14 protein-coding genes and 1 pseudogene are annotated in these 22,133 nt (G+C 39.3%); 7 read left to right on the plus strand and 8 right to left on the minus strand.

Annotated elements, in window-relative coordinates; translation table 11 throughout:
- The first annotated feature begins 567 nt into the window (after window positions 1–567).
- From AC6HVZ_RS06425 to purF, 7 genes are all read left to right on the plus strand, one after another.
- Window positions 568–1,857: an adenylosuccinate synthase gene (locus tag AC6HVZ_RS06425; protein WP_497557322.1), complete on the plus strand. Its 1,290-nt coding sequence runs from the start codon at window positions 568–570 to the stop codon at window positions 1,855–1,857.
- Between the two features lie 64 nt (window positions 1,858–1,921).
- Window positions 1,922–3,241 (plus strand): adenylosuccinate lyase, encoded by a 1,320-nt coding sequence (purB, locus tag AC6HVZ_RS06430; RefSeq protein ID WP_497557323.1) that lies wholly within the window; start codon window positions 1,922–1,924, stop codon window positions 3,239–3,241.
- Window positions 3,231–3,941: a phosphoribosylaminoimidazolesuccinocarboxamide synthase gene (gene purC / locus AC6HVZ_RS06435; RefSeq protein WP_497557324.1), complete on the plus strand. Its 711-nt coding sequence runs from the start codon at window positions 3,231–3,233 to the stop codon at window positions 3,939–3,941. The genes purB and purC overlap by 11 nt, the downstream gene beginning before the upstream one ends.
- Complete coding sequence (gene purS / locus AC6HVZ_RS06440) at window positions 3,938–4,189, plus strand: phosphoribosylformylglycinamidine synthase subunit PurS (RefSeq protein WP_497557325.1); 252 nt, start codon at window positions 3,938–3,940, stop codon at window positions 4,187–4,189. Before purC ends, purS begins: the two co-directional genes overlap by 4 nt.
- The gene (gene purQ / locus AC6HVZ_RS06445; RefSeq protein ID WP_497557326.1) at window positions 4,186–4,869 is read left to right on the plus strand and encodes a phosphoribosylformylglycinamidine synthase subunit PurQ; all 684 of its coding nucleotides are present in this window, start codon (window positions 4,186–4,188) and stop codon (window positions 4,867–4,869) included. Before purS ends, purQ begins: the two co-directional genes overlap by 4 nt.
- Window positions 4,853–7,081 carry a phosphoribosylformylglycinamidine synthase subunit PurL gene (gene purL, locus AC6HVZ_RS06450; RefSeq protein ID WP_497557327.1) on the plus strand — a complete coding sequence of 743 codons (2,229 nt, stop codon included), beginning with the start codon at window positions 4,853–4,855 and terminating at the stop codon, window positions 7,079–7,081. Before purQ ends, purL begins: the two co-directional genes overlap by 17 nt.
- Window positions 7,057–8,457: an amidophosphoribosyltransferase gene (gene purF / locus AC6HVZ_RS06455; RefSeq protein ID WP_497557328.1), complete on the plus strand. Its 1,401-nt coding sequence runs from the start codon at window positions 7,057–7,059 to the stop codon at window positions 8,455–8,457. Before purL ends, purF begins: the two co-directional genes overlap by 25 nt.
- 646 nt (window positions 8,458–9,103) lie before the next feature.
- On the opposite strand, the gene asnB is transcribed toward purF, so the two are convergent.
- From asnB to gltB, 8 genes and pseudogenes are all read right to left on the minus strand, one after another.
- Complete coding sequence (gene asnB / locus AC6HVZ_RS06460) at window positions 9,104–10,954, minus strand: asparagine synthase (glutamine-hydrolyzing) (RefSeq protein WP_497557329.1); 1,851 nt, start codon at window positions 10,952–10,954, stop codon at window positions 9,104–9,106.
- Between the two features lie 45 nt (window positions 10,955–10,999).
- A complete protein-coding gene (locus tag AC6HVZ_RS06465) occupies window positions 11,000–11,236 on the minus strand; it encodes a hypothetical protein (protein WP_497557359.1) in 237 nt (78 codons plus the stop codon).
- Window positions 11,210–11,428: pseudogene (locus tag AC6HVZ_RS06470) on the minus strand (glutamine synthetase beta-grasp domain-containing protein); the annotation flags it as partial. The gene AC6HVZ_RS06465 and the pseudogene AC6HVZ_RS06470, both read right to left, overlap by 27 nt.
- Before the next feature lies 1 nt (window position 11,429).
- A complete protein-coding gene (gene dapF, locus AC6HVZ_RS06475; protein WP_497557330.1) occupies window positions 11,430–12,329 on the minus strand; it encodes a diaminopimelate epimerase in 900 nt (299 codons plus the stop codon).
- Window positions 12,330–12,344: 15 nt separating this feature from the next.
- Window positions 12,345–13,604 (minus strand): LL-diaminopimelate aminotransferase, encoded by a 1,260-nt coding sequence (locus AC6HVZ_RS06480; RefSeq protein WP_497557331.1) that lies wholly within the window; start codon window positions 13,602–13,604, stop codon window positions 12,345–12,347.
- A gap of 563 nt (window positions 13,605–14,167) precedes the next feature.
- Entirely contained in the window at window positions 14,168–14,956 is a 789-nt protein-coding gene (locus AC6HVZ_RS06485; RefSeq protein ID WP_497557332.1) for an AraC family transcriptional regulator, read from the minus strand.
- An 803-nt stretch (window positions 14,957–15,759) separates the two neighbouring features.
- On the minus strand, window positions 15,760–17,253 hold the full coding sequence (gltD, locus tag AC6HVZ_RS06490) for a glutamate synthase small subunit (RefSeq protein ID WP_497557333.1): 1,494 nt from the start codon (window positions 17,251–17,253) through the stop codon (window positions 15,760–15,762).
- 92 nt (window positions 17,254–17,345) lie between these two features.
- Window positions 17,346–21,896: a glutamate synthase large subunit gene (gene gltB / locus AC6HVZ_RS06495; protein ID WP_497557334.1), complete on the minus strand. Its 4,551-nt coding sequence runs from the start codon at window positions 21,894–21,896 to the stop codon at window positions 17,346–17,348.
- Between the last annotated feature and the right edge of the window lie 237 nt (window positions 21,897–22,133).

Here is a 22,133-nt window from a genome sequence, read left to right on the forward strand (position 1 = left end):
ATATATTGAATCGGTGTGTCAGATGCTTATTTCAATCTCTACTTTTTCCACATTTCTATGATCCGACAATCGAGTCAATGCCTTAATTCATCAATACTTCTTCATCCTTGTTAAATCATCTCGCTAAATAATGAGCGAATGATGAATGAGAAGACGATGCTTATTTTGTTATTCATCATATAGGATTAACACCTTCCAAATGAAAAAGTGCTTCTATAGGTAAAACCGAGATATAGCAATAATTTCCTTACATCTATTAATGGGATGTTACTTCCATATGTACAAGACCAATGTGACCGCCCTGATTGCTTTATTTCAGAATTTATAACGTTTCTTTTTCATTAATCACACCATTTCCTCCGCCTAATTTAACATATATCACCATTTTATATTCCTTCAGGTTTCTGATTACTTTTAGATTTTTCACAAAACCATAATTACCGAACAATACATAAAAAAAATATATTAATGTTCGTATTCTAAATTGACCATCCTTTCTTTTATTGATAAACTAAAAAAGTAAATTGATTAAAACCATACTTTGTGATAAATCAGTGGAGGTGCGATATGTCAGCAGTAGTTGTAGTTGGAACACAGTGGGGCGATGAAGGAAAAGGAAAAATTACGGATTTCTTATCACAAAATGCCGAGATTATTACCCGTTATCAAGGAGGGAATAACGCTGGACATACAATCAAATTTGATAATGAAACATATAAATTACATTTAATTCCTTCTGGCATTTTTTTCAAAGAAAAGATTTGTGTACTTGGAAATGGAATGGTCATTGATCCAAAAGCGTTTATGAATGAAGTGGCTTATCTACATGAGCACCATATATCAACGGATAATCTCCGCATTAGTAATCGTGCACATGTGATTTTACCTTATCATGTTCAACTAGACATCCTACAAGAAAAAGCAAAAGGGGATCAAAAAATCGGGACAACGAAAAAAGGGATTGGACCCGCCTATATGGATAAAGCGGCCCGTATGGGTATTCGTATTGCTGATTTAATAGATAAAGAAGTATTCCGGGAAAAATTAAAGCAGAATTTAACAGAGAAGAATCGATTATTTGAAAAAATTTATGAAGTAGAGCCAATGAAAGTAGAAGATATTTTAGATGAGTATTATGAGTATGGCCAAAAGATGGCGGCCAATGTTTGTGATACATCGGTTGTTTTAAATGATGCTTTGGATGAAGGGCGTCGTGTATTATTTGAAGGAGCACAAGGGGTTATGCTTGATATCGACCAAGGTACGTACCCATTTGTAACATCATCAAACCCAATAGCAGGTGGAGTAACCATTGGTTCGGGTGTCGGCCCTTCGAAGATTAATCATGCTGTTGGTGTATCAAAAGCCTATACAACCCGTGTTGGTGATGGCCCTTTTCCTACTGAGTTACATGATGAAATTGGAAATCAAATTCGTGAAGTCGGTCGAGAATATGGAACAACAACAGGTAGGGCGCGCCGTGTCGGTTGGTTTGATAGTGTTGTTGTAAGACATGCTCGTCGTGTAAGCGGAATTACCGATCTTTCCCTTAATTCTATTGATGTTTTGACAGGAATTGAAACACTAAACATTTGTGTAGCGTATCGCTATAAAGGAAAGATCCTGAAAGAATTCCCGGCAAGTCTTAACGTGCTAGCAGAATGTGACCCAATTTATGAAGTGATGCCTGGTTGGGAAGAGGATATTACTGGTGTGAGAAGTTTAGATGAATTACCTGCAAATGCTCGTCATTATTTAGAGCGTATTTCTCAATTAACGGAAATTCCATTATCTATCTTCTCCGTTGGGCCAGATCGTACACAAACAAATGTAGTGAGAAGTGTTTACAATTCTTAAGGAATAGATGATATGTCTTAGACGAAGTTTTAGTGCAATTTGAAATACTTGAGGAGGAAAAAGATTGATTAAACGCTATACCAGAGAGAGAATGGGAAAGATTTGGACAGAAGAAAATAAGTTCAACGCATGGTTAGAAGTTGAAATTTTAGCTTGTGAAGCATGGAGTGAACTTGGAGTCATTCCCAAAGAAGATGTGAAAGAACTTCGTAAAAATGCAGCCTTTGATATCGATCGAATATATGAAATGGAACAAGAAACCCGTCATGATGTGGTTGCCTTTACTCGTGTAGTATCAGAAAACTTAGGAGAGGAACGTAAATGGGTTCACTATGGATTAACTTCTACAGACGTGGTTGATACGGCGCTTTCTTACCTTATCAAACAAGCAAATGAAATACTTCGCAAAGACTTACACAACTTCATCGAAATATTAAAAAATAAAGCCGTCGAACATAAACATACCGTTATGATGGGGCGGACACATGGCGTACACGCAGAACCAACCACATTTGGACTCAAACTGGCGCTTTGGTATGAAGAAATGAAACGTAATTTAGAACGTTTTGAATTGGCAGCTAAAACGATAGAATTTGGAAAACTATCTGGAGCCGTTGGAACGTATGCAAACATCGATCCATTTGTGGAGAAATATGTATGCGAAAAATTAGGGCTTGTACCTGCACCTGTCTCAACACAAACCTTGCAACGTGACCGCCATGCAGCATATATATCGACACTTGCATTAATTGCAACATCCATTGAAAAGTTTGCTACTGAAATTCGAGGGTTGCAAAAGACGGAAACTCGGGAAGTGGAGGAACGTTTTGCTAAAGGCCAAAAAGGATCATCAGCAATGCCACATAAGCGTAACCCTATTGGTTCAGAAAATATGACTGGTATGGCGCGTGTCATTCGCGGCTATATGATGACGTCCTATGAAAATGTCAGCCTATGGCATGAACGTGACATTTCCCATTCATCAGCAGAGCGTGTGATTTTACCAGATGCTACGATTGCACTCAATTATATGTTGAATCGCTTTAGTAATATCGTGAAAAACCTGACTGTTTTCCCAGAAAACATGAAACGCAATATGAATAAAACCCATGGAGTTATTTTCTCCCAACGTGTACTGCTTAAATTGATTGATAAGGGAATGGCAAGGGAAGCAGCATATGACATTGTTCAACCAAAAGCGATGGAGGCATGGGAAACAGAAACCCACTTTAAACAGCTTATAGAACAGGATGAACAAATTGCGGGCACGCTGACCCAAGCGGAAATCGATGATTGCTTCAATTCTACATGGCATTTGAAAAATATTGACGTTATTTTTGACCGAATCGGACTAACGGAAGGAAAATACCCTCATGAAAGCTGAACTTTTATATGAAGGGAAAGCAAAGAAGGTCTATCAAGCAGCAGACCAACCAGGAAAATTAGTTTTATTCTATAAAAATGATGCAACAGCCTTTAATGGTGCAAAGAAAGCTACCTTCATTGGAAAAGGTCGGTTAAATAATGAGATTTCATCACGGATTTTTACATATCTTCGTGAACATGGAATTGATTGTCATTTTATCAAGCAACTAACTGAAACGGAGCAGCTTGTAAATAAAACGGAAATTATTCCACTTGAAGTTGTAGTTCGTAATCTTGCTACAGGAAGTATTACAAAACGATTAGGGATTGAAGAAAAAACAACCTTCTATCCACCACTTGTGGAATTGTATTACAAAAATGATGACCTGGGTGATCCATTAATTAATGATGAACAAGCGTATTTTTTAACAGAGATTATACCGAGAGAATTACAGGAAATCAAATCCAAAGCACTTCAAATTAATCAGCTCTTAATCGAATTATTTTCAGGATTAAATGTTGTATTAGCAGATTTTAAAATAGAGTTTGGAAAAATAGAAAATGATATTATTCTTTCCGATGAAATTTCACCAGATACATGTCGATTGTGGGATAAAGAAACAAAAGACAAATTAGATAAAGATGTTTTTCGTCAAGGTACAGGAGATTTAATGAAAGCTTACGAAGAAGTTTTATATCGATTGGAGGCAATCCTATGAAAAAAGTAACGGTTTATATCACATTAAAAGCAGGTGTATTAGATCCACAAGGTAAAGCGATTGGGGAATCTTTGAATTCCTTAGGTTATGAAGAAGTTAAGGAAGCAAGAGTCGGGAAAGTCATTGAAATAAATGTAGAAGATGGCCCTGATTTAGAAATGCGTGTTACAGAAATGTGTGATAAATTACTTGCGAATCCAGTGATGGAAGATTATCGATTTGATGTGGAGGAGGCTGTTCAATTGTGAAATTCGCTGTTATTGTTTTTCCAGGGTCTAACTGTGATAGGGATATGTATGATGCGGTAAAAGAGATTCTCTGTATGGAAGTAGATTTAGTCTGGTATCAAGATAGTAATTTAGAGGCCTATGATGTTATTTTACTTCCAGGTGGATTCTCCTATGGGGATTACTTACGGACTGGTGCCGTTGCTGCAACATCAAACGTGATGAAGCAAGTGAGGGAGCATGCAGAAAAGGGAAAAGCTGTGCTTGGGGTTTGTAATGGTTTCCAAGTTCTAACAGAATCTGGTTTACTGCCAGGTGCGTTAATGAAGAATAAAAATCTATCCTTTATGTGTCATCAGGAAAATGTAGTCATAGAAAATAATGAAACGATGTTTACGACAGGTTATGAAAAAGGAGAAGTCGTTGGGTTCCCGATCGCACATGGAGAAGGGAATTACTACTGTGATATGGAAACATTAGCTGAACTAAAAGCAAACAACCAAATCGTTTTTACATATCAAAACAATCCCAATGGGTCGGTTGCCAATATCGCAGGGATTATCAATAAACAGGGGAATGTACTTGGTATGATGCCACATCCAGAGCGAGCGGTGGAAGCACTATTAGGTAGTGATGATGGTGTGAGATTATTCGCATCCATAATCGAAAATTGGAGGCAGACTAATGTTACAAATGCGTGAATGGAGCTCAGAACAAATCGAGGAAAAGAAAATCTATCAAGAAATGGGTCTAAGTGACGGGGAATATGAAATGGTCAAAAAAATCCTGAATCGCCGCCCGAATTTTACAGAAACGGGGATTTTCTCCGTCATGTGGTCAGAGCATTGCAGTTATAAAACGTCTAAACCATTGCTGAAGAAATTCAAAGCGGAAGGACCAAATGTTCTCCAAGGTCCTGGAGAAGGTGCGGGAGTCATTGATATTGGTGATAATCAAGCGGTTGTTTTTAAAGTGGAAAGTCATAACCACCCATCTGCAGTAGAACCGTATCAAGGAGCTGCAACAGGTGTTGGTGGAATTCTCCGTGACATATTTTCAATGGGAGCACGTCCAATTGGAATTATGAATTCCCTTCGTTTCGGAAATTTAACATCTGAACGTACGAAATATCTCTTCACTGAAGTGGTAAATGGTATTGCGGGATATGGAAATTGCGTTGGAGTTCCTACAGTTGGTGGTGAAGTTCAATTTGATGAGAGCTACGAAGAGAATCCACTCGTTAATGCGATGGGGATCGGGTTAATTAACCACGATGACATCCAAAAAGGTCTTGCCAAAGGGATTGGGAATACAATTCTTTATGCAGGGCCTCCAACAGGCCGTGACGGCATTCATGGGGCGACATTCGCATCCGATGATTTAGGAGAAGATACAGACAAGGATCGTCCATCTGTCCAAGTTGGTGATCCATTTATGGAGAAACTTATCATTGAAGCCTGTTTAGAAGTTATCCACTCTGATGCCTTAGTCGGTATGCAGGACATGGGTGCAGCGGGATTAACCTCTTCTGCATCAGAAATGGCAAGTAAAGCAGGTACAGGGCTGGAAATGAATCTCGACCTCGTCCCACAACGGGAATTGAATATGACAGCATATGAAATGATGTTATCTGAATCGCAAGAACGGATGCTGTTATGTGTGAAGCAAGGGCGTGAACAAGAAATTATCGGTGTCTTTGAAAAGTACGGTTTAAATGCCGTTCCTGTTGGTAAGGTGGTGGAAGAAAAGGTATTCCGAATTACACATCATGGCGAAGTAGTGGCTGATATCCCTGTTGACTCTCTTGCAGATGATGCACCGGTTTATCATATGCCAAGAGAGGAAGCAAAGTATTTTAACGAATTTCAAAAGATGGAAAACACCGTTCCAAAAGTTCAAAATCATGCTGATATCTTAAAGACATTATTACAACAACCAACGATTTCCAGTAAAGAATGGGTTTATGATCAATATGATTCCATGGTACAGACGAACACGGTCACTAAACCTGGTTCTGACGCAGCGGTCATTCGGATTAAAGGACTCAACAAATCACTTGCAATTACAATCGATGGTAATTCTCGTTATAGTTATTTAGACCCTGAAACAGGCGGAAAGATTGCTGTAGCTGAAGCAGCACGAAATATTGTTTGTTCTGGTGCAAAACCACTTGGACTGACGGATGGACTAAACTTTGGTAATCCGGGGAACCCAGAAATTTTCTGGCAAATGGAAAAAAGTGTAGAAGGCATGAGTGAAGCATGTCACGCACTAAAAACACCTGTCATTAGCGGAAATGTTTCCTTGTACAATCAATCAAAAGGAAAGTCCATTTTCCCAACACCGATTGTAGGAATGGTTGGTTTACATGAATCATTAGTACATATTACACCAAGCTTTTTCCAATATGCAGGAGATATTGTTTATGTGATTGGGGAAACCAGAGTAGAATTTGGTGGAAGTGAATTGCAAAACGTATTACAAGGAAAATATGAAGGGAAAGCACCTGCGATTGATTTAGAAGTGGAAGCAAAGCGACAAAAAGAGTTGTTAGAAGCGATCCAAACTGGTCTGGTTCAATCTGCCCATGATGTTGCTGAAGGTGGCTTAGCAGTAGCATTAGCGGAAAGTGTTTTTAGTGATAAGGAATTAGGAGCAAATGTTGAATTAACAGGTGATGCAACAGTTGAATTATTTAGTGAAACACAATCACGATTTATCGTATCAGTAAGCAAAGAGGATGCCCAGAAATTTGAAAATACCGTGAAAGATGCCAAAGCAATTGGTACGGTTACAGATAACGGTATACTCAAAGTGCTTGTAAACGAAGTAGAAGTTGTAAGCGACGATGTGAAGGAGCTTGAAAAAGTCTGGAAGGGAGCTATCCCATGCTTGCTGAAATCAAAAGCATAAATGACGAATGTGGCGTGTTTGGTATTTGGGGACATGAAAAAGCAGCTGAATTAACCTATTATGGACTTCATTCATTGCAACATCGTGGGCAAGAAGGTGCCGGAATTGTGGTAAATGATGGAACGGAATTAAAAGCTCACAAAGGATTAGGTTTAGTTAATGATGTTTTTAAAGATGCTGATTTTAACCAATTGCAAGGACATACTGCAATTGGTCATGTCCGCTACTCCACACAAGGGGAGAAAGTGTATAAAAATGTACAGCCATTGTTATTTCACTCGCATTCGGCAAGTATGGCACTCGCACATAACGGAAACATCATGAATGCTAGTAAACTACGTGGGCAGTTAGAAGAGCAAGGTAGTATCTTTGAAACTTCTTCCGACACAGAAGTGCTAGTTCATTTAATTAAACGTGATGGGCAAGATATCAATGTAAAAACAATTGGCAGGGCGCTGAAGCAACTGGCTGGTGCTTATGCTTTTATCATTCTAACGGAAAATAAAATGTATGCCGCCCTTGACCCATCAGGAATTCGCCCATTATCGATTGGCATGCTTGGTGATGCTTATGTTGCAGCATCAGAAACATGTGCATTTGACCAAATCGGTGCAAGCTTTTTACGGGAAGTAATGCCAGGTGAGTTAATTATAATTGATGATGATGGGATAAAATCAACGAGATTTACTGAACCCAGCAGGCGAAGAATGTGTGCCATGGAATATGTATATTTATCTAGACCAGACAGTGACCTTAATTATGTGAATGTTCATGCTTCACGTAAGCGAATGGGCAAGGTATTGGCGAAGGAAGCCCCGCATGATGCAGACATCGTCGTTGGTGTCCCTGATTCGAGTATCTCTGCAGCAATTGGATTTGCAGAGGAAAGTGGATTGCCATATGAAATGGGAATTATAAAAAATCGTTACGTGGGGAGAACATTTATTCAACCATCTCAAGAACTTCGTGAACAAGGTGTAAAGATGAAACTCGCCCCTGTTCGAGGAATAATTCATGGTAAGCGTGTGATTATGATTGATGATTCCATTGTACGGGGAACAACATGTAAGCGAATTGTACAAATGTTAAAGCATGCGGGAGCTAAAGAAGTCCATGTTCGAATCGCATCTCCCCCCATTCAGAATCCATGTTATTACGGAATTGACATGTCAACAACAGATGAACTTATTGCTGCCAATCATACTATTAATGAACTAGCTGAAATAATTGGAGCAGATAGCATTGCCTATTTGTCGGAAGAAGGATTAGAAAGAGCTGTTCTAAAGGATCTTTCTATTAATCAAGGACTATGTACGGCATGTATGACAGGGAAATATCCTGTCAATAGCCAACAAAAACTCAAGGATAATTCTTAAACTCCTTGGGTTTTTGTTGGCTATTCGTTCCTATACATCTCTTAACGTGTAACAGTCTTCGTTACTACGTTTCTTAATATAATGTTGCCACAACTCAGCAGTCATCAACGCATCACCTAAAGCATGATATCGATTCCGAATCTCCAGCCCCGAAAAGGTGCAATAATCATCAAGACTAACAACATTTTTATCTGAATCTACAATATTAAATCCTGGATTCCCGGAATTTATAACGAGGTAGTCTACAATTGCTGATATAACAACATTCTTATCTCGTTATACAAAAATATATGTAACGAGTATTTATATGTATAAATCCCTTTATAATCACATTTCTCGTTATAAAATAGTGTTTTTTTCGGGAATCCAGGTTAAATAGTAAGGATGTATTCACTACTCGATGTTTATACGGTTTTCTGAACATTCTCCAATTAGCGTGCTGTAGAAACTGCTTTTCGTGACTAGCATGATGCGCAACAAGGGGATCACTTTGAACAAATTAATAAAAACCGAAAAGCACTTCAGACAAGGGTGGAGCAGCTTAATCCACACATTATTTATGTAAAACAAGTCCTCCATTTTCATTCCTCTTATTTTTATTTTCTTTTACTTTTATATGTAACAAGGGACAAGCCCCTGTTACATTTTAAGTGTCTACAATGTTAATATTATAGTGTTCAAGCCATGTATTGATTTGAGAGAGATGGGCGATAAGTTGTGGTCCTGTCATAAGTTGCCCAAACCAAGGAACTTTGAATAAAGAGCCGTCTGAGTTGATAATATCTATTACTTTTTGCTTTGAAACAATTTCTAATAGAGGTGACGATTGATTGTCAAGGATTTTTTGTAGCTTCGTCTTAACGAGTTTTAAATAATGAGGATGATAGGTTTTCGGATATGGACTCTTTTTACGATATAGAACATCATTAGGAAGAACGCCTTCTAACGCCTTTCGTAAGATTCCCTTTTCGCGACCATTCAGCATTTTCATCTCCCAAGGGACGTTCCATGCATATTCAACAAGTCGATGATCCGCAAAAGGGACACGTACTTCTAAGCTTGCTCCCATGCTCATTCGATCTTTTCGTTCCAGTAATGTAGGCATAAACCAAATCATATTTAAATAAAACATTTCCCGGCGGCGCGCTTCAACTGGTGCTTCTCCATCTAATCGAGGGACTTCATCAATCGTTTCATAATACCGCTGCAAGATATATTCCTTTAGGTTGAGTTTCCTTTGCCAATGTGGAAGCAATAACTCCTGTCTTTCCTGTTGAGATTTCATCCAAGGAAACCCATTCGCATGTAAAACATCTTCTCGATAGAACCATGGATAGCCACCGAAGATTTCGTCCGCACATTCTCCTGATAGTGCAACGGTAAAATTACGCTTAATTTGTTCACAAAACCACAATAGTGAGGCATCAACATCTGCCATACCAGGTAAATCCCGCATTCTTACTGCCTTATCCAAGAAATCTACCAGTTCCTCATTACCAATAACAGCTGCATGATGTTTTGTTTTTAAATACTGCTCCATTTTGGTAATCCAAGGTGCATCTTCATCGGGTTGAAAGGAATTTGATTTAAAATATTGATTATTTTGTTCATAATCAATCGAATAAGTGTGTAGTTGCCCCAACCCTTCCGCCTTAAAATAATCAGCAGCAACGGCACTAATCGCACTCGAATCAATTCCACCTGATAAGAGGGTACAAACAGGAACATCTGCAAATAACTGACGTTTGATAGCATCTTTTACAAGAAATGAAACTTGGTCTACAGTCTCATCAAGGGAGTGTTGATGTTTTCGACTTTTTACATTCCAATAACGCCATTGTTTCAACCCGTTTCGATCATAGATTAAGGCATGTGCTGGGCGAAGTTCATGAATACCTCGAAATACGCCATGACCAGGTGTTCGAGATGGACCTAAGCTGAATATTTCCTTGAGCCCTTCTCGATCCACCTCAGCCTTAATCTTTGGGTGGGCCAGTATTGCCTTGATCTCTGAGCCAAATAGAAGAGTTCCATTTCCTTCATGGTAAAAAAGGGGCTTCACACCTAGACGGTCTCTTGCAATATAAATCTGTTCCTTTCCTTGATCCCAGATAGCAAAGGCAAAAATTCCATTTAAATATTCTACACACTTTTTACCCCATTCGATATATGCTGTAAGCAGCACTTCCGTATCCGAGTAGGATTGAAAGGAGTATCCCCTTTTCAACAATTCCTTCCGAATATCTTCTGTGTTATAAAGCTCTCCATTATATATAATCCTATAAGTCCTCCCGTTTTTTTCCTTTTTCATTGGCTGAGTACCGAAGACAGGGTCGACAACGGCGAGGCGTGTATGGCCAAGTGAAACAAGACGCGAACTCCATACATTTAAAGCATCTGGACCTCGCTTAGACAGGGGTTCTGCCATTTTTTCTATGACAGATATATGTTGTGTCAAATCATGTTGCCAATCTACCCTTCCTACTATTCCGCACACTTTATATCACTCTTTCTTTTAGGATTTTCTTAGGATGCAATTTCTTTAATATTGTTTTAGGTATTGTTCCCCTTCCCAGGGGTGTACTTGGGTACGGAATATATCCGATTCGATTTCTTTTGCTTCTACAAAATGTTCAATCAAATGGCTACCCAAAGCATTCGTAATGACCTCATCCGACGTTAGCAAATCAAGAACTTCTACCAATGTCGCAGGTAGGTTAATAATGCCAAATTCTTTACGTTCCTCTTGAGATGTATCTAAGTCGGGATATAAATACATATCGGATTCTTCAATCCGCACAACCCCCTCAATGGATGAACCATCAAACATCATTTTATTATCTAACGCTTTGGATAGCTGACTAATCGGTATTTCAACATTTTTCACCGTACCAAATAAATCTGTAAATTGTAGACGTATATAACGAACATTATTTTCTTTCACCAATCTTATAATTTCTTCTCTATTCATACTATTTTCCTCTTTGTAAGATTTTTTTATTTGAAATGAAGCTTCTGTCTAATTCACCATGACAGATATAATTCGCTTCTCCTCTCATCCATACATGGCCATCATTATCCCACTTGACTGTTAAATCACCTCCAGGAAGATGAACAACAACTGGCTCATTACTATTACGTAATAATTCATTCAACGTAGCCGCAACTACCGAAGCACATGCCCCTGTCCCACAAGCCATCGTAATTTTCGAACCTCTTTCCCAGACTCTATAATCGATCTCCTGGTGGTTTTTCACGTGGACAATCCCTACGTTTACACGCTCTGGGAAAAGTGCAGATTGCTCTAACATCGGTCCAATTTTCTCCAGTGGAACATCATGTACATCTTTTACAAAATGAATAGCATGAGGATTACCCATTGATAAACAAGTTAATTTATACTCCTCTTCTTCAAAGTTGTAAGGTTCATTAATAGCAACTTCAGATGGGTCACCTATCATCGGTATCATGCCTTTTAGCAGCTTCGGCTCCCCCATATCAACGATGACATACTCTACCTGATTGTCTTTGTTTACATCGACCTCTACACTTACTACTCCACCTAATGTTTCAATGGAGAATTGTCGTGCTGTCGCATAAAGGTGATCATAGAGAAACTTTGCCACGCAACGTAAACCATTCCCACAGTTCTCCGCTTCAGAACCATCTTCATTAAAAATTCTCATTTTAAAATCTGCTTTATCGGATGTGCGTATAAGGATGATTCCATCTGAACCAATACCAAAATTGACATCTGATAGTTTTCTAGCAAGCTCAGGATATGCTTCATTTTCTAAAACATTTGCAGCTTGATTCAGTTGGTCAATTAAAATATAATTATTTCCTAACCCATGCATTTTCGTAAACATCATATTCCCCTACCCCCTTTAAAAAATGAATTCCACTGTGCTCAACCTTGATTGAATCTCCTCTATCACTTCTTGTTCTTCTCTCACATTATTTGCTTGAAATGTAACAGAAAATCGAATATAGGCTCCTGCATCATCCCAAGGGACGGTAGATAATAGTAATTGTTTAATTAAATATTCGCTAAAATCCTCGGCAGATTGAAAGGTTGGTCCATTTTTTATTCCTTGCGGGATTCGCGTATATAAGAAGAAGGATCCTTTTGGTTTTTCTACTCGAAAACCACACGCTTGCAGTATGTTTACTAGAAGTTCGTGACGACGAACATATTTCGTTGCTGTTTCTTCTGTTATTTCCGGGTTCCTCAAAGCAATAGCTGCCGCTTTTTGAATAGGAATAAATTGTCCTGAATCGTAGGTATCCTTTACCGTTCGAAAGGCAGAGACAAGCTTTTCATTTCCTGTAACAAAGCCAATACGCCAACCCGTCATGTTAAATGATTTCGATAATGAATGTAGTTCCATCCCTACATCTTTCGCTCCCGGTACAGATAAAAAACTAAGTGGCTGTTCTCCCTCAAATACCAATGAAGCATATGCCGCATCATGAATAACAATTAATTCATGTCTGTTTGCGAATTGAACCACTTCTTCAAAGAACTCCTTTGTCGCTGTTGCCCCAGTTGGGTTATTTGGGTAGTTCAAATAAAGTAGTTTTGCCTTTTCCAATATACTAGTTGGCAGCATAGCTAATTTGGGAAGAAAATTATTTTCCTCTAATAGTGGTAAATGGACTACCTCACCTCCTAGATATTCTGTATGTGTACCAATAATTGGATAGTTCGGGGTCGGCATCATGGTAATATCGCCAGGATTTATAAAGGCAGTTGGCATCATGGCTAATGCGGATTTAGATCCAATCGCATGATTAATCTCTGTTTCTGGATTAAGACCCTCTACACCAAATACATTTCTCATATATGATGCTGCTGCTTCCTTAAATTCCTGTATTCCATTATCGGCATAAAAGCGATTTTCTGGCTTGGTAGCCTCTTCTATTAATCTCTCAATTACCGATTGATCTGCCATGGAGTCTGGTTCTCCAACACCAAGATCAATCAATTTCATAGTTGGATTCAACATAATTGCTTCCTTTTTTGCCCTTTTTATTTTTTCAAATTTATAGATCTCTTTACTTAAGCCAAAGCGTGATCCACCAATACGTTCTGCAAATAATTGTTGAATATAGTCTTTTGTTATTGTATAATTTTCCATTTTCATTCCTCCAAGCAACTTTACATTTAATTCCTCATTATATAAAATTTAAATTGTATTTAGAGTAATTACCTTTATGTTTGTACTTATGTTTTATTTTAGATTAGGAAATATTAACTTCAATATTCCATATGTTTATTATATTATTTTTTCTTTCAGTTGGATTTAGACTAATTCGATGAAGATTTGCACTTTTTTTAACAACTATTTATTTTTTTCTCAACTAATACTAAATTTCTATTGTACTTCTTGCAGTATAAGAAAAGAACAAAGGAGCAGGGCGCCCGTTTAGCGACGTACGGACTGGACTGAGCCCCAGGAGATAAAGGAAACTCAGGCGACCGGAGGAAGCCGATGTTGACTTTCACCACAAGGATATAAGTGCGACTAAGCCTCTGGTTCCCAATCGGCAAGTCTTCTTTATCATACGGAGGTGAAGGAAGTCTGCTATGGCTTTAGCGCTGGAGCCGGACGTGGCTGATTCGGTTGTTTTATTATCCACAGCCCACAAATTTTATAATTTCCTAGACGATAAAAAAAGCTACCAAGAAGAGATCACTTGGTAACCTTTAACGAATATCTGATGGGTTTTTACCCGTGTATTTCTTAAATTGTCTACTAAAAAAGTGCAAATCATTATAACCTAATGTTGCTGCAGTTTCCGTTACAGTCATTCCAGCATAATGAAGTAAATGCTCAGCACGTTTAATTCTTGAGTATATAATATAGCTTTTTACGGTATGACCGATAATTTGTTTAAATTTCTTAGAGAAATATCGTTCTGATAAATTTGCCCTTTCAGCTAAGGTCTTCACAATATGGGCTTCTCCTGGATGTTGTTGAATATAGTTAGCAATCTCGCGAATTGTTTCAAGTAAATTGCTACTCGTATCTTTCTTATCAACTTTCCCTTCCCGTTCTTCACGAAGAAGATGAATCATGAGTTGTATTAATATTAACTTTGCTTCTACTTCAGATCCATATGATGGAACTAGAAATAAACGAACATATTGTGTTAATAACGACTCAAAATGGATCTTATTTTCGATGATCCGATGAGAAGTTGGGATCAATCGAAGATCTTCCGATACATCAAAATGAATATACGTTATAACGAGGGGTTTTTGAGGATTATGTGTAGCCGTTGTGACATCGCCAGGTTTAAACAGGAAGCAGTGTCCTCTCACTATATGAAATGATTTCCCATTTAAAACTAGATCTCCTTCTCCACTCCAAACATAAAATAAATCATAATTTGGCATGGGTTTATCTCTTTTTCTCCATTTCCAATTTGGTTCACAATGAATGGTAGCAAGTGACGGTTTTAGAATTAAATTCTCTGGATTTACATAAAGCATCCAAGACCTCCTTCTTAACATCCCCATATATATCTATATTATTGCTAGTTGTGGCAATTTACAATAAAAATAGTTCTGTAGATGGCATGGAATAATCCTTTTTGAGATCATATTCGAAATACCCTATTATGTGGATGAAGATATACGAATTGTGGTAAATTAGCTAAAAAAGATTGTTCAAAAAGCCTGGTAAAAATGACACATCAAAGGGGATCTTCTACGAAGTACTACTCGTCCTAGGACTGTGCTACAGCTCGCCCCACCAAAAATCATTGTGTCGAACGCAGAAGTCACCACAACATGCGCGTGGGCACTCCTCACGTATTAATTGCATACCTTCCGATCCTTGGAAAGAAAGATCACTTTTCCTGCGTGCGATGCAGGTTCCATGAAGTATGGATTATGATCAAAGCTACACTGCCTCGAACTTCTCGATCGTTTTTATCCTTCTTTTTAAACATGCGCAATAACTCTACAAGAATTATTTTAATTGAATGTATAATCATGACCTCTAAATCTAAGCCAAATAGATTAATTGCTGTGGAATCTCCATATCTGCTTCAACATGCATATGTTGAAGCAGATATGGGGATGAGGAAGCATTTCAAAATACAACATGAGAAAACAAACCAATCTTTCTCTCCATTATAGATTAGATTTAAGGAGATTAAATCATGAATTTTCGAATAAGCATTCAATATCATTGTTTGTTATGTTTGCAGTATCCAAATCCGCTCCATTTATAAGTATGATTGTAACTAAAAGATATGATTTCCATTTTAACTATGGAAATCATATCTTTTTTATTCTAAATACGATGGCAATATAGAACTTCCCATTAAATAATAATCAACTTTCTGAGCTACCTCACGTCCTTCATTAATCGCCCAGACAATTAAACTTTGACCTCGTCGGGCATCACCAGCTGCAAAAACGTTATCAATATTCGTGGTAAAGTCGCCATATTTTGCCTTAATCTTATGATTGTTTGTATGAATTTTGTACTGTCGTAATAATTGTGGCTCAGGTCCTTCAAATCCAATTGCGATCAACACTAATTGCGCTGGCCAAACTGTCTCGGTTCCAGGAATTTCTTGAAAGACAAACCTTCCTTCTTCATTACTGACCTTTTCCATTTGGACAGTATGAACTTCTTTTAAATTGCCATCCTCATCAGAAACAAATCGTTTTGTTTGGATAGAATATTGTCTTGGATCCTGACCAAAATTGGCTGCTGCTTCACTGTGAGCATAGTCAACCGTGAATACATTCGGATACGCCGGCCACATATTGCTTTCTGTTCTGGCTAATGGTAGCTTTGGATGTTTACCAAATTGGACAATACTATTGCAATTCTGGCGTAGTGCTGTTGCAATACAGTCGGCACCAGTATCTCCACCACCAATAACAATCACGTCTTTCCCTTTTGCATCAATGAATTCCAAGTCTTGCCTATTTGTTTCTAGTATTTTTTTCATCGATACAGTAAGATAATCCATTGCAAAATGAACGCCGTTTGCTTTTCGTCCTTCCAGCTTCAAATCCCGTTGTTTCTGGGCTCCTATACAAAGGATAACTGCATCATACATATTATTTAATTTATCCGCACTGATGTCTTTGCCAATTTCGGTATTTAGGACAAACCTAATACCTTCCTGCGCCAAAAGTCTTATCCGCCGCTCCACCACATTTTTTTTCAGTTTCATATTCGGTATGCCGTACATTAGTAATCCACCTGCGCGATCCTCTCGTTCATACACGGTCACCTCATGACCCGCTTGGTTCAATTGATCGGCACTGGCTAACCCACTAGGACCTGATCCGATAATCGCAACTGATTTACCTGTTCTTTTTTGGGGAATTCGTGGTTTTATCCAGCCATTTTCAAATCCTTTATCAATAATCGTGCGCTCAATGCTTTTAATGGTCACGGCAGGGTCTGAAATTGCCAGGGTACAGGATCCTTCACAAGGTGCAGGACATGCTCTTCCAGTGAATTCAGGGAAATTATTCGTTTTCAACAGACGTTCCAACGCTTCCTTCCATTGCCCCTGATATACCAGGTGGTTCCACTCCGGTATTAAATTATATATCGGGCATCCAGTCGCTTTTCCATTGATCACTTCCCCCATCTGACAAAAGGGGGTTCCGCAATCCATACACCGTGCTCCTTGCCTTTTCAGCGTTGCATCAGAAAAGGGTGCATTATATTCGTTCCAGTCATTTATCCGGTTAAGTGGATGCCGTTCAATCGTCTCTTCTCGTAAATAATCCATAAAACCTGTAGCTTTCCCCATTTATATCGCCCCTTTCATAAGTTCTTTTCAGATATTAGGTGCAGGAAGCCTACGTCCAAACCTGGAATATACTCAAGGTTTGGACGTCCTGTCTACAATGGTACAACCTTGGAGTTTTCCCTTTTTTGGACAACCTTATTATTCTTCTTTTTTGCTTCAAAGGCACGGATCGCAGCTTCTCCATCGGTTAAACCATCAGCTTTATGTGCCTGGATTATTTCCTGCATGTGTCTGTAATCTTTCGGAATAACTTTCACAAAATTCCCGGTACATTCATTCCAATTCGACAGTACAAATCGGGCTTTTTGACTTGCTGTATATTGAAAATGATTTTGAATCATTCGCTTTACTTCTTCCATTTCCAAGGGGTCAGATAGTGTTTCGAACGCAATCATTTCTTTATTACATAAATGTTGGAATTTTGTGTGGTTCAATGCAAGAATATAGGCGATACCACCTGACATACCTGCTGCAAAGTTTTTACCTGTATCACCTAATACAACGACACGTCCACCGGTCATATACTCACAGCCATGGTCACCTATCCCTTCAACCACAACATTTGCCCCACTGTTACGAACCGCAAATCGCTCACCTGCATACCCATTAATATATGCCTCGCCACCTGTGGCACCATAGAGGGCAACATTGCCGATAATGACATTAGCGGATTCAGCTGCATTTGCTTCCGTTGGGGATGAAATAATCACTTTTCCACCCGACAAGCCTTTTCCAACATAGTCATTGGCATCTCCGGTTAGATGTAAAGACATGCCTTTTGGAATAAAGGCGCCAAAGCTTTGACCCGCTGACCCGGTGAACCGTAATGTGATAGCGTCCTCCTTCATCCCTTCTTCACCGTAGCGTTTTGAAATCTCGCTGCCGGTGATGGTTCCCACAGCACGGTAGATATTTTTAATGGAATACGACAAATCGACTTTTTCATTTCGTTCAATAGCTGCAGTTACAGCTGGTAAAATTTTACTCAAATCGAGTGATAAATCAAGCTGATGGTCCTGTTTCGTTTGACAGGTTGTTGGACCATCCACCTGGTAAAGTAGTGCCGATAAATCCAGATCCTTCGCCTTCCAGTGCGCTGTAGCCCGGTCATTTACGGTCAGCATATCCGTCCGGCCAACCATTTCTTCAACGGTTCTGAAGCCAAGTTTAGCCATAATTTCTCTTACTTCCTGTGCAATATAGTGCATGAAGTTGACAACATGGTCTGGATCGCCCATGAACTTCTTCCTCAGCTCAGGATTTTGGGTAGCAATTCCGACCGGGCATGTATCCTTATGGCATACCCGCATCATCACACAACCAAGGACAACTAGTGGTGCAGTCGCAAAACCAAATTCTTCTGCTCCTAGCAATGCTGCCATCACCACATCTTTTCCAGTCATTAACTTACCATCAGCCTCTAAAACTACTCGCCCCCGTAGATCATTTAACATCAGCGTCTGATGAGTTTCGGCAAGGCCAAGCTCCCAGGGAAGTCCTGTATGCTTTATACTTGTTTTTGGTGATGCCCCGGTACCGCCATCGTAGCCGCTAATAGAAATAACATCCGCCTTCCCTTTTGCAACGCCTGCCGCAATAGTACCAATGCCTGCCTTCGCAACAAGCTTCACACTAACACGAGCATTACGATTCGCATTTTTTAAATCGTAAATTAATTGTGCCAGATCCTCAATCGAATAAATATCGTGATGTGGCGGTGGTGAAATAAGACCGACACCAGGAGTAGATCCCCGCACTTCAGCCACCCATGGATATACCTTACTTCCAGGTAGCTGTCCACCTTCACCCGGTTTTGCTCCCTGAGCCATCTTTATCTGGAGTTCATCCGCATTGACAAGATAGTGGCTTTTCACGCCAAATCTTCCTGATGCAATTTGCTTAATAGCACTCCTTTTCAAATCTCCATTTTCATCAGTGAAAAATCGGTTTGGATTTTCTCCCCCTTCACCACTATTACTTTTTCCTCCCATACGGTTCATGGCTATTGCCAGTGCTTCATGCGCTTCCTGACTTAACGAACCAAACGACATTGCCCCGGTTTTAAACCTTTTAACAATCGATTCAACAGGTTCCACCTCTTCCATGGAAATAGCTTTCGTCTGCTTAAAGTCAAACAAGTTCCGTAAAAAGGTTAGCCGTTCCTCATTCGCTGCTTCGGAATATTGCTTAAACAGATCATAATCACCTCTCCTGCACGCCCATTGCAGTGTGTGGATTGTCTTTGGGTTAAACGCATGATGTTCACCCATTTTCCTCCATTGAAAATCACTCCCCGCATCCAGCGAATCCTCAACATGGTTTCTATAAGCTGTTTTATGACGCTTCAAGGCTTCTTCAGCTATCGTATTCAAACCAATACCGCCAAGCTTAGAAGCGGTCCCTGTAAAATAACGATCAATCACCGTTTTACTGATGCCAATGGCTTCAAAAGTTTGCGCACCCCGATAACTTTGAATCGTTGATATTCCCATTTTTGACATTACTTTAACGATGCCGGCTGTAATACTGTTGATATAGACGCTTACTGCATTTTTATAGCTGAATGACAGATGGTTCTCATTAATTGCCTTACTCAATGTTGCATAAGCGAGGTATGGATTAATCGCATCCGCTCCATAACCGATCAATGCCGCAAAATGATGTACCTCCCTCGCTTCCCCTGTTTCAGCAATAATACTCACCTTTGTACGGCTGCCGTGGAGAACAAGATGCTGGTGCAGTGCACTTACCGCAAGCAGTGACGGAATTGCTGCAGTATTTTCATCCATCTTTCGGTCTGACAATACAAGTATACTAACCCCTTCATCCATCATCTTTTTAGCTTTTTGAAACATTTGATCCAGTGCATGCTCCAAATCCCCATCAAATAATGTGTCAATTGTCCGGGAAACAAACCCTTCATAGCTGTCAGCTTTTAGTAATCGAAGCTGCCGGTTGGACAGTACCGGTGCAGGAAGCTGAAGTCTGCGGCAATTTCTTTCATCGACATGCAGAATGTTTCCAACAGGGCCAAGCATGGTCACCATCGAAGTAACAAGCTGCTCACGGTATGCATCGATAGGAGGATTGGTAACCTGCGCAAATAACTGCTTAAAGTATGAGAATAATGATTGAGGATAATCGGATAGTACTGCTAATGGAACGTCATTTCCCATCGCACCGATAGGATCATTTTCTTCTGTTACTAATGGAATTAAATATTTGTGGACATCTTCATACGTATAACCAAATGCCTTCTGTCTTTTCACCAAATCATCTAGCACTTCGAAATGTTCTATTTTATTAGTAAGAATAATTTGTTGCTCATCCAGCCACCTTTGATATGGCTCCTGCTCTGTTATTTCTTTTTTAATCTCCTCATCAGATATGATTCGTCCCTCAACCATATCGAGTAACAACATTTTCCCCGGACTGAGTCGATCTTTGTACAGAACCTGATCCTCATCCACATCAATAACGCCTACTTCCGAGGAATAGATCAGATAATCATCCTTTGTGACGCAATAACGTGCAGGTCTGAGTCCGTTTCTGTCCAGAATTGCTCCGATTTGTTTTCCATCGGTAAATGAAATAGATGTTGGGCCGTCCCATGGCTCCATTAACGAGCTGTGATATTCATAGAAAGCCTTTTTTTCTTCGGACATATATGGATTATTATCCCACGGTTCAGGTATAAGCATCATAGCAGCATGGGCCGGTTTTCTGCCTGCAAGAATCAGAAACTCCAGTGCATTATCCAGCATGGCCGAATCACTGCCAGCCGTATCCAGAATTGGGAGTACTTTTTCCATATCATCACCAAAAGCATCAGATACAAATTGTTTCTCACGTGCCTGCATCCAGTTCATATTCCCCCGCAGCGTATTAATTTCTCCGTTATGCATTAAATAGCGATTCGGATGTGCCCTTTCCCAGCTTGGAAATGTATTCGTACTAAAGCGAGAATGAACTAACGCAAATGCAGATTCAAAATTCTCATCTTGCAAATCCACATAAAACGTGTTTAGTTGCTCAGGACGTAACAACCCTTTATATACCATTGTCTGGCTTGACAGACTGGAAAAATAATAATGCTCATCCTGTTCCACAGCCATTTTTTCTGCCTGTTTACGAATTACATATAATTTTCGTTCAAAATCAATCCCCGCTCGAATATCAGTGTTTGCACCAATAAATACTTGACGGATAAACGGACAGCTTTCCTGTGCTTTTTTACCGATATTTTTAACATGTACAGGCACCGTTCTCCACCCAAGTACTGTCTGTCCTTCCTGTTTGATAAGCGAATTGATTTGTTCCTCCGCCCATTTCTGTTTGTCCGGATCATCTGAGAAAAAAATCATACCGACACCGTAGTGTCCCTTTTCCGGCAGATTCATATTGGAACAAGCATTTTTGAAAAAAGCGTCTGGGATCTGTACCATCAATCCGGCACCGTCCCCCATAGTTGGATCACCACTCCCCCCACGATGGTCAAGCTGACACAACATATGAAGTCCTTTTTTAACGATGTCATGATTCGCTGCACCATGAACATGTGCATATAAACCTATCCCACATGAGTCATGCTCAAATTCAGGTTGATAAAGACCTTGAGCCTCTGGTATCTGGCTATATCGCATCATTTTCCCTCCTAAAATTTATCTTTTAATTCCGTATCTTTTATGTATTATTAATTATAGGTTTTTTAATCAATCTAAACAATATATACTTAATATTAAATCAATCTATTTTTGATATGAAGGGGTGATAACAGGAAAGAAATTGTATAAATCTCTGTTTTTTTCGAGTTGCCAAACAGGGAAATGTTTGTAGGCAGGTGTAAATTACGTCCAATCAGTGAGGTTGTCACCTAAGAA

The sequence above is a fragment of the Oceanobacillus sp. NCCP-135 genome, assembly GCF_059698015.1.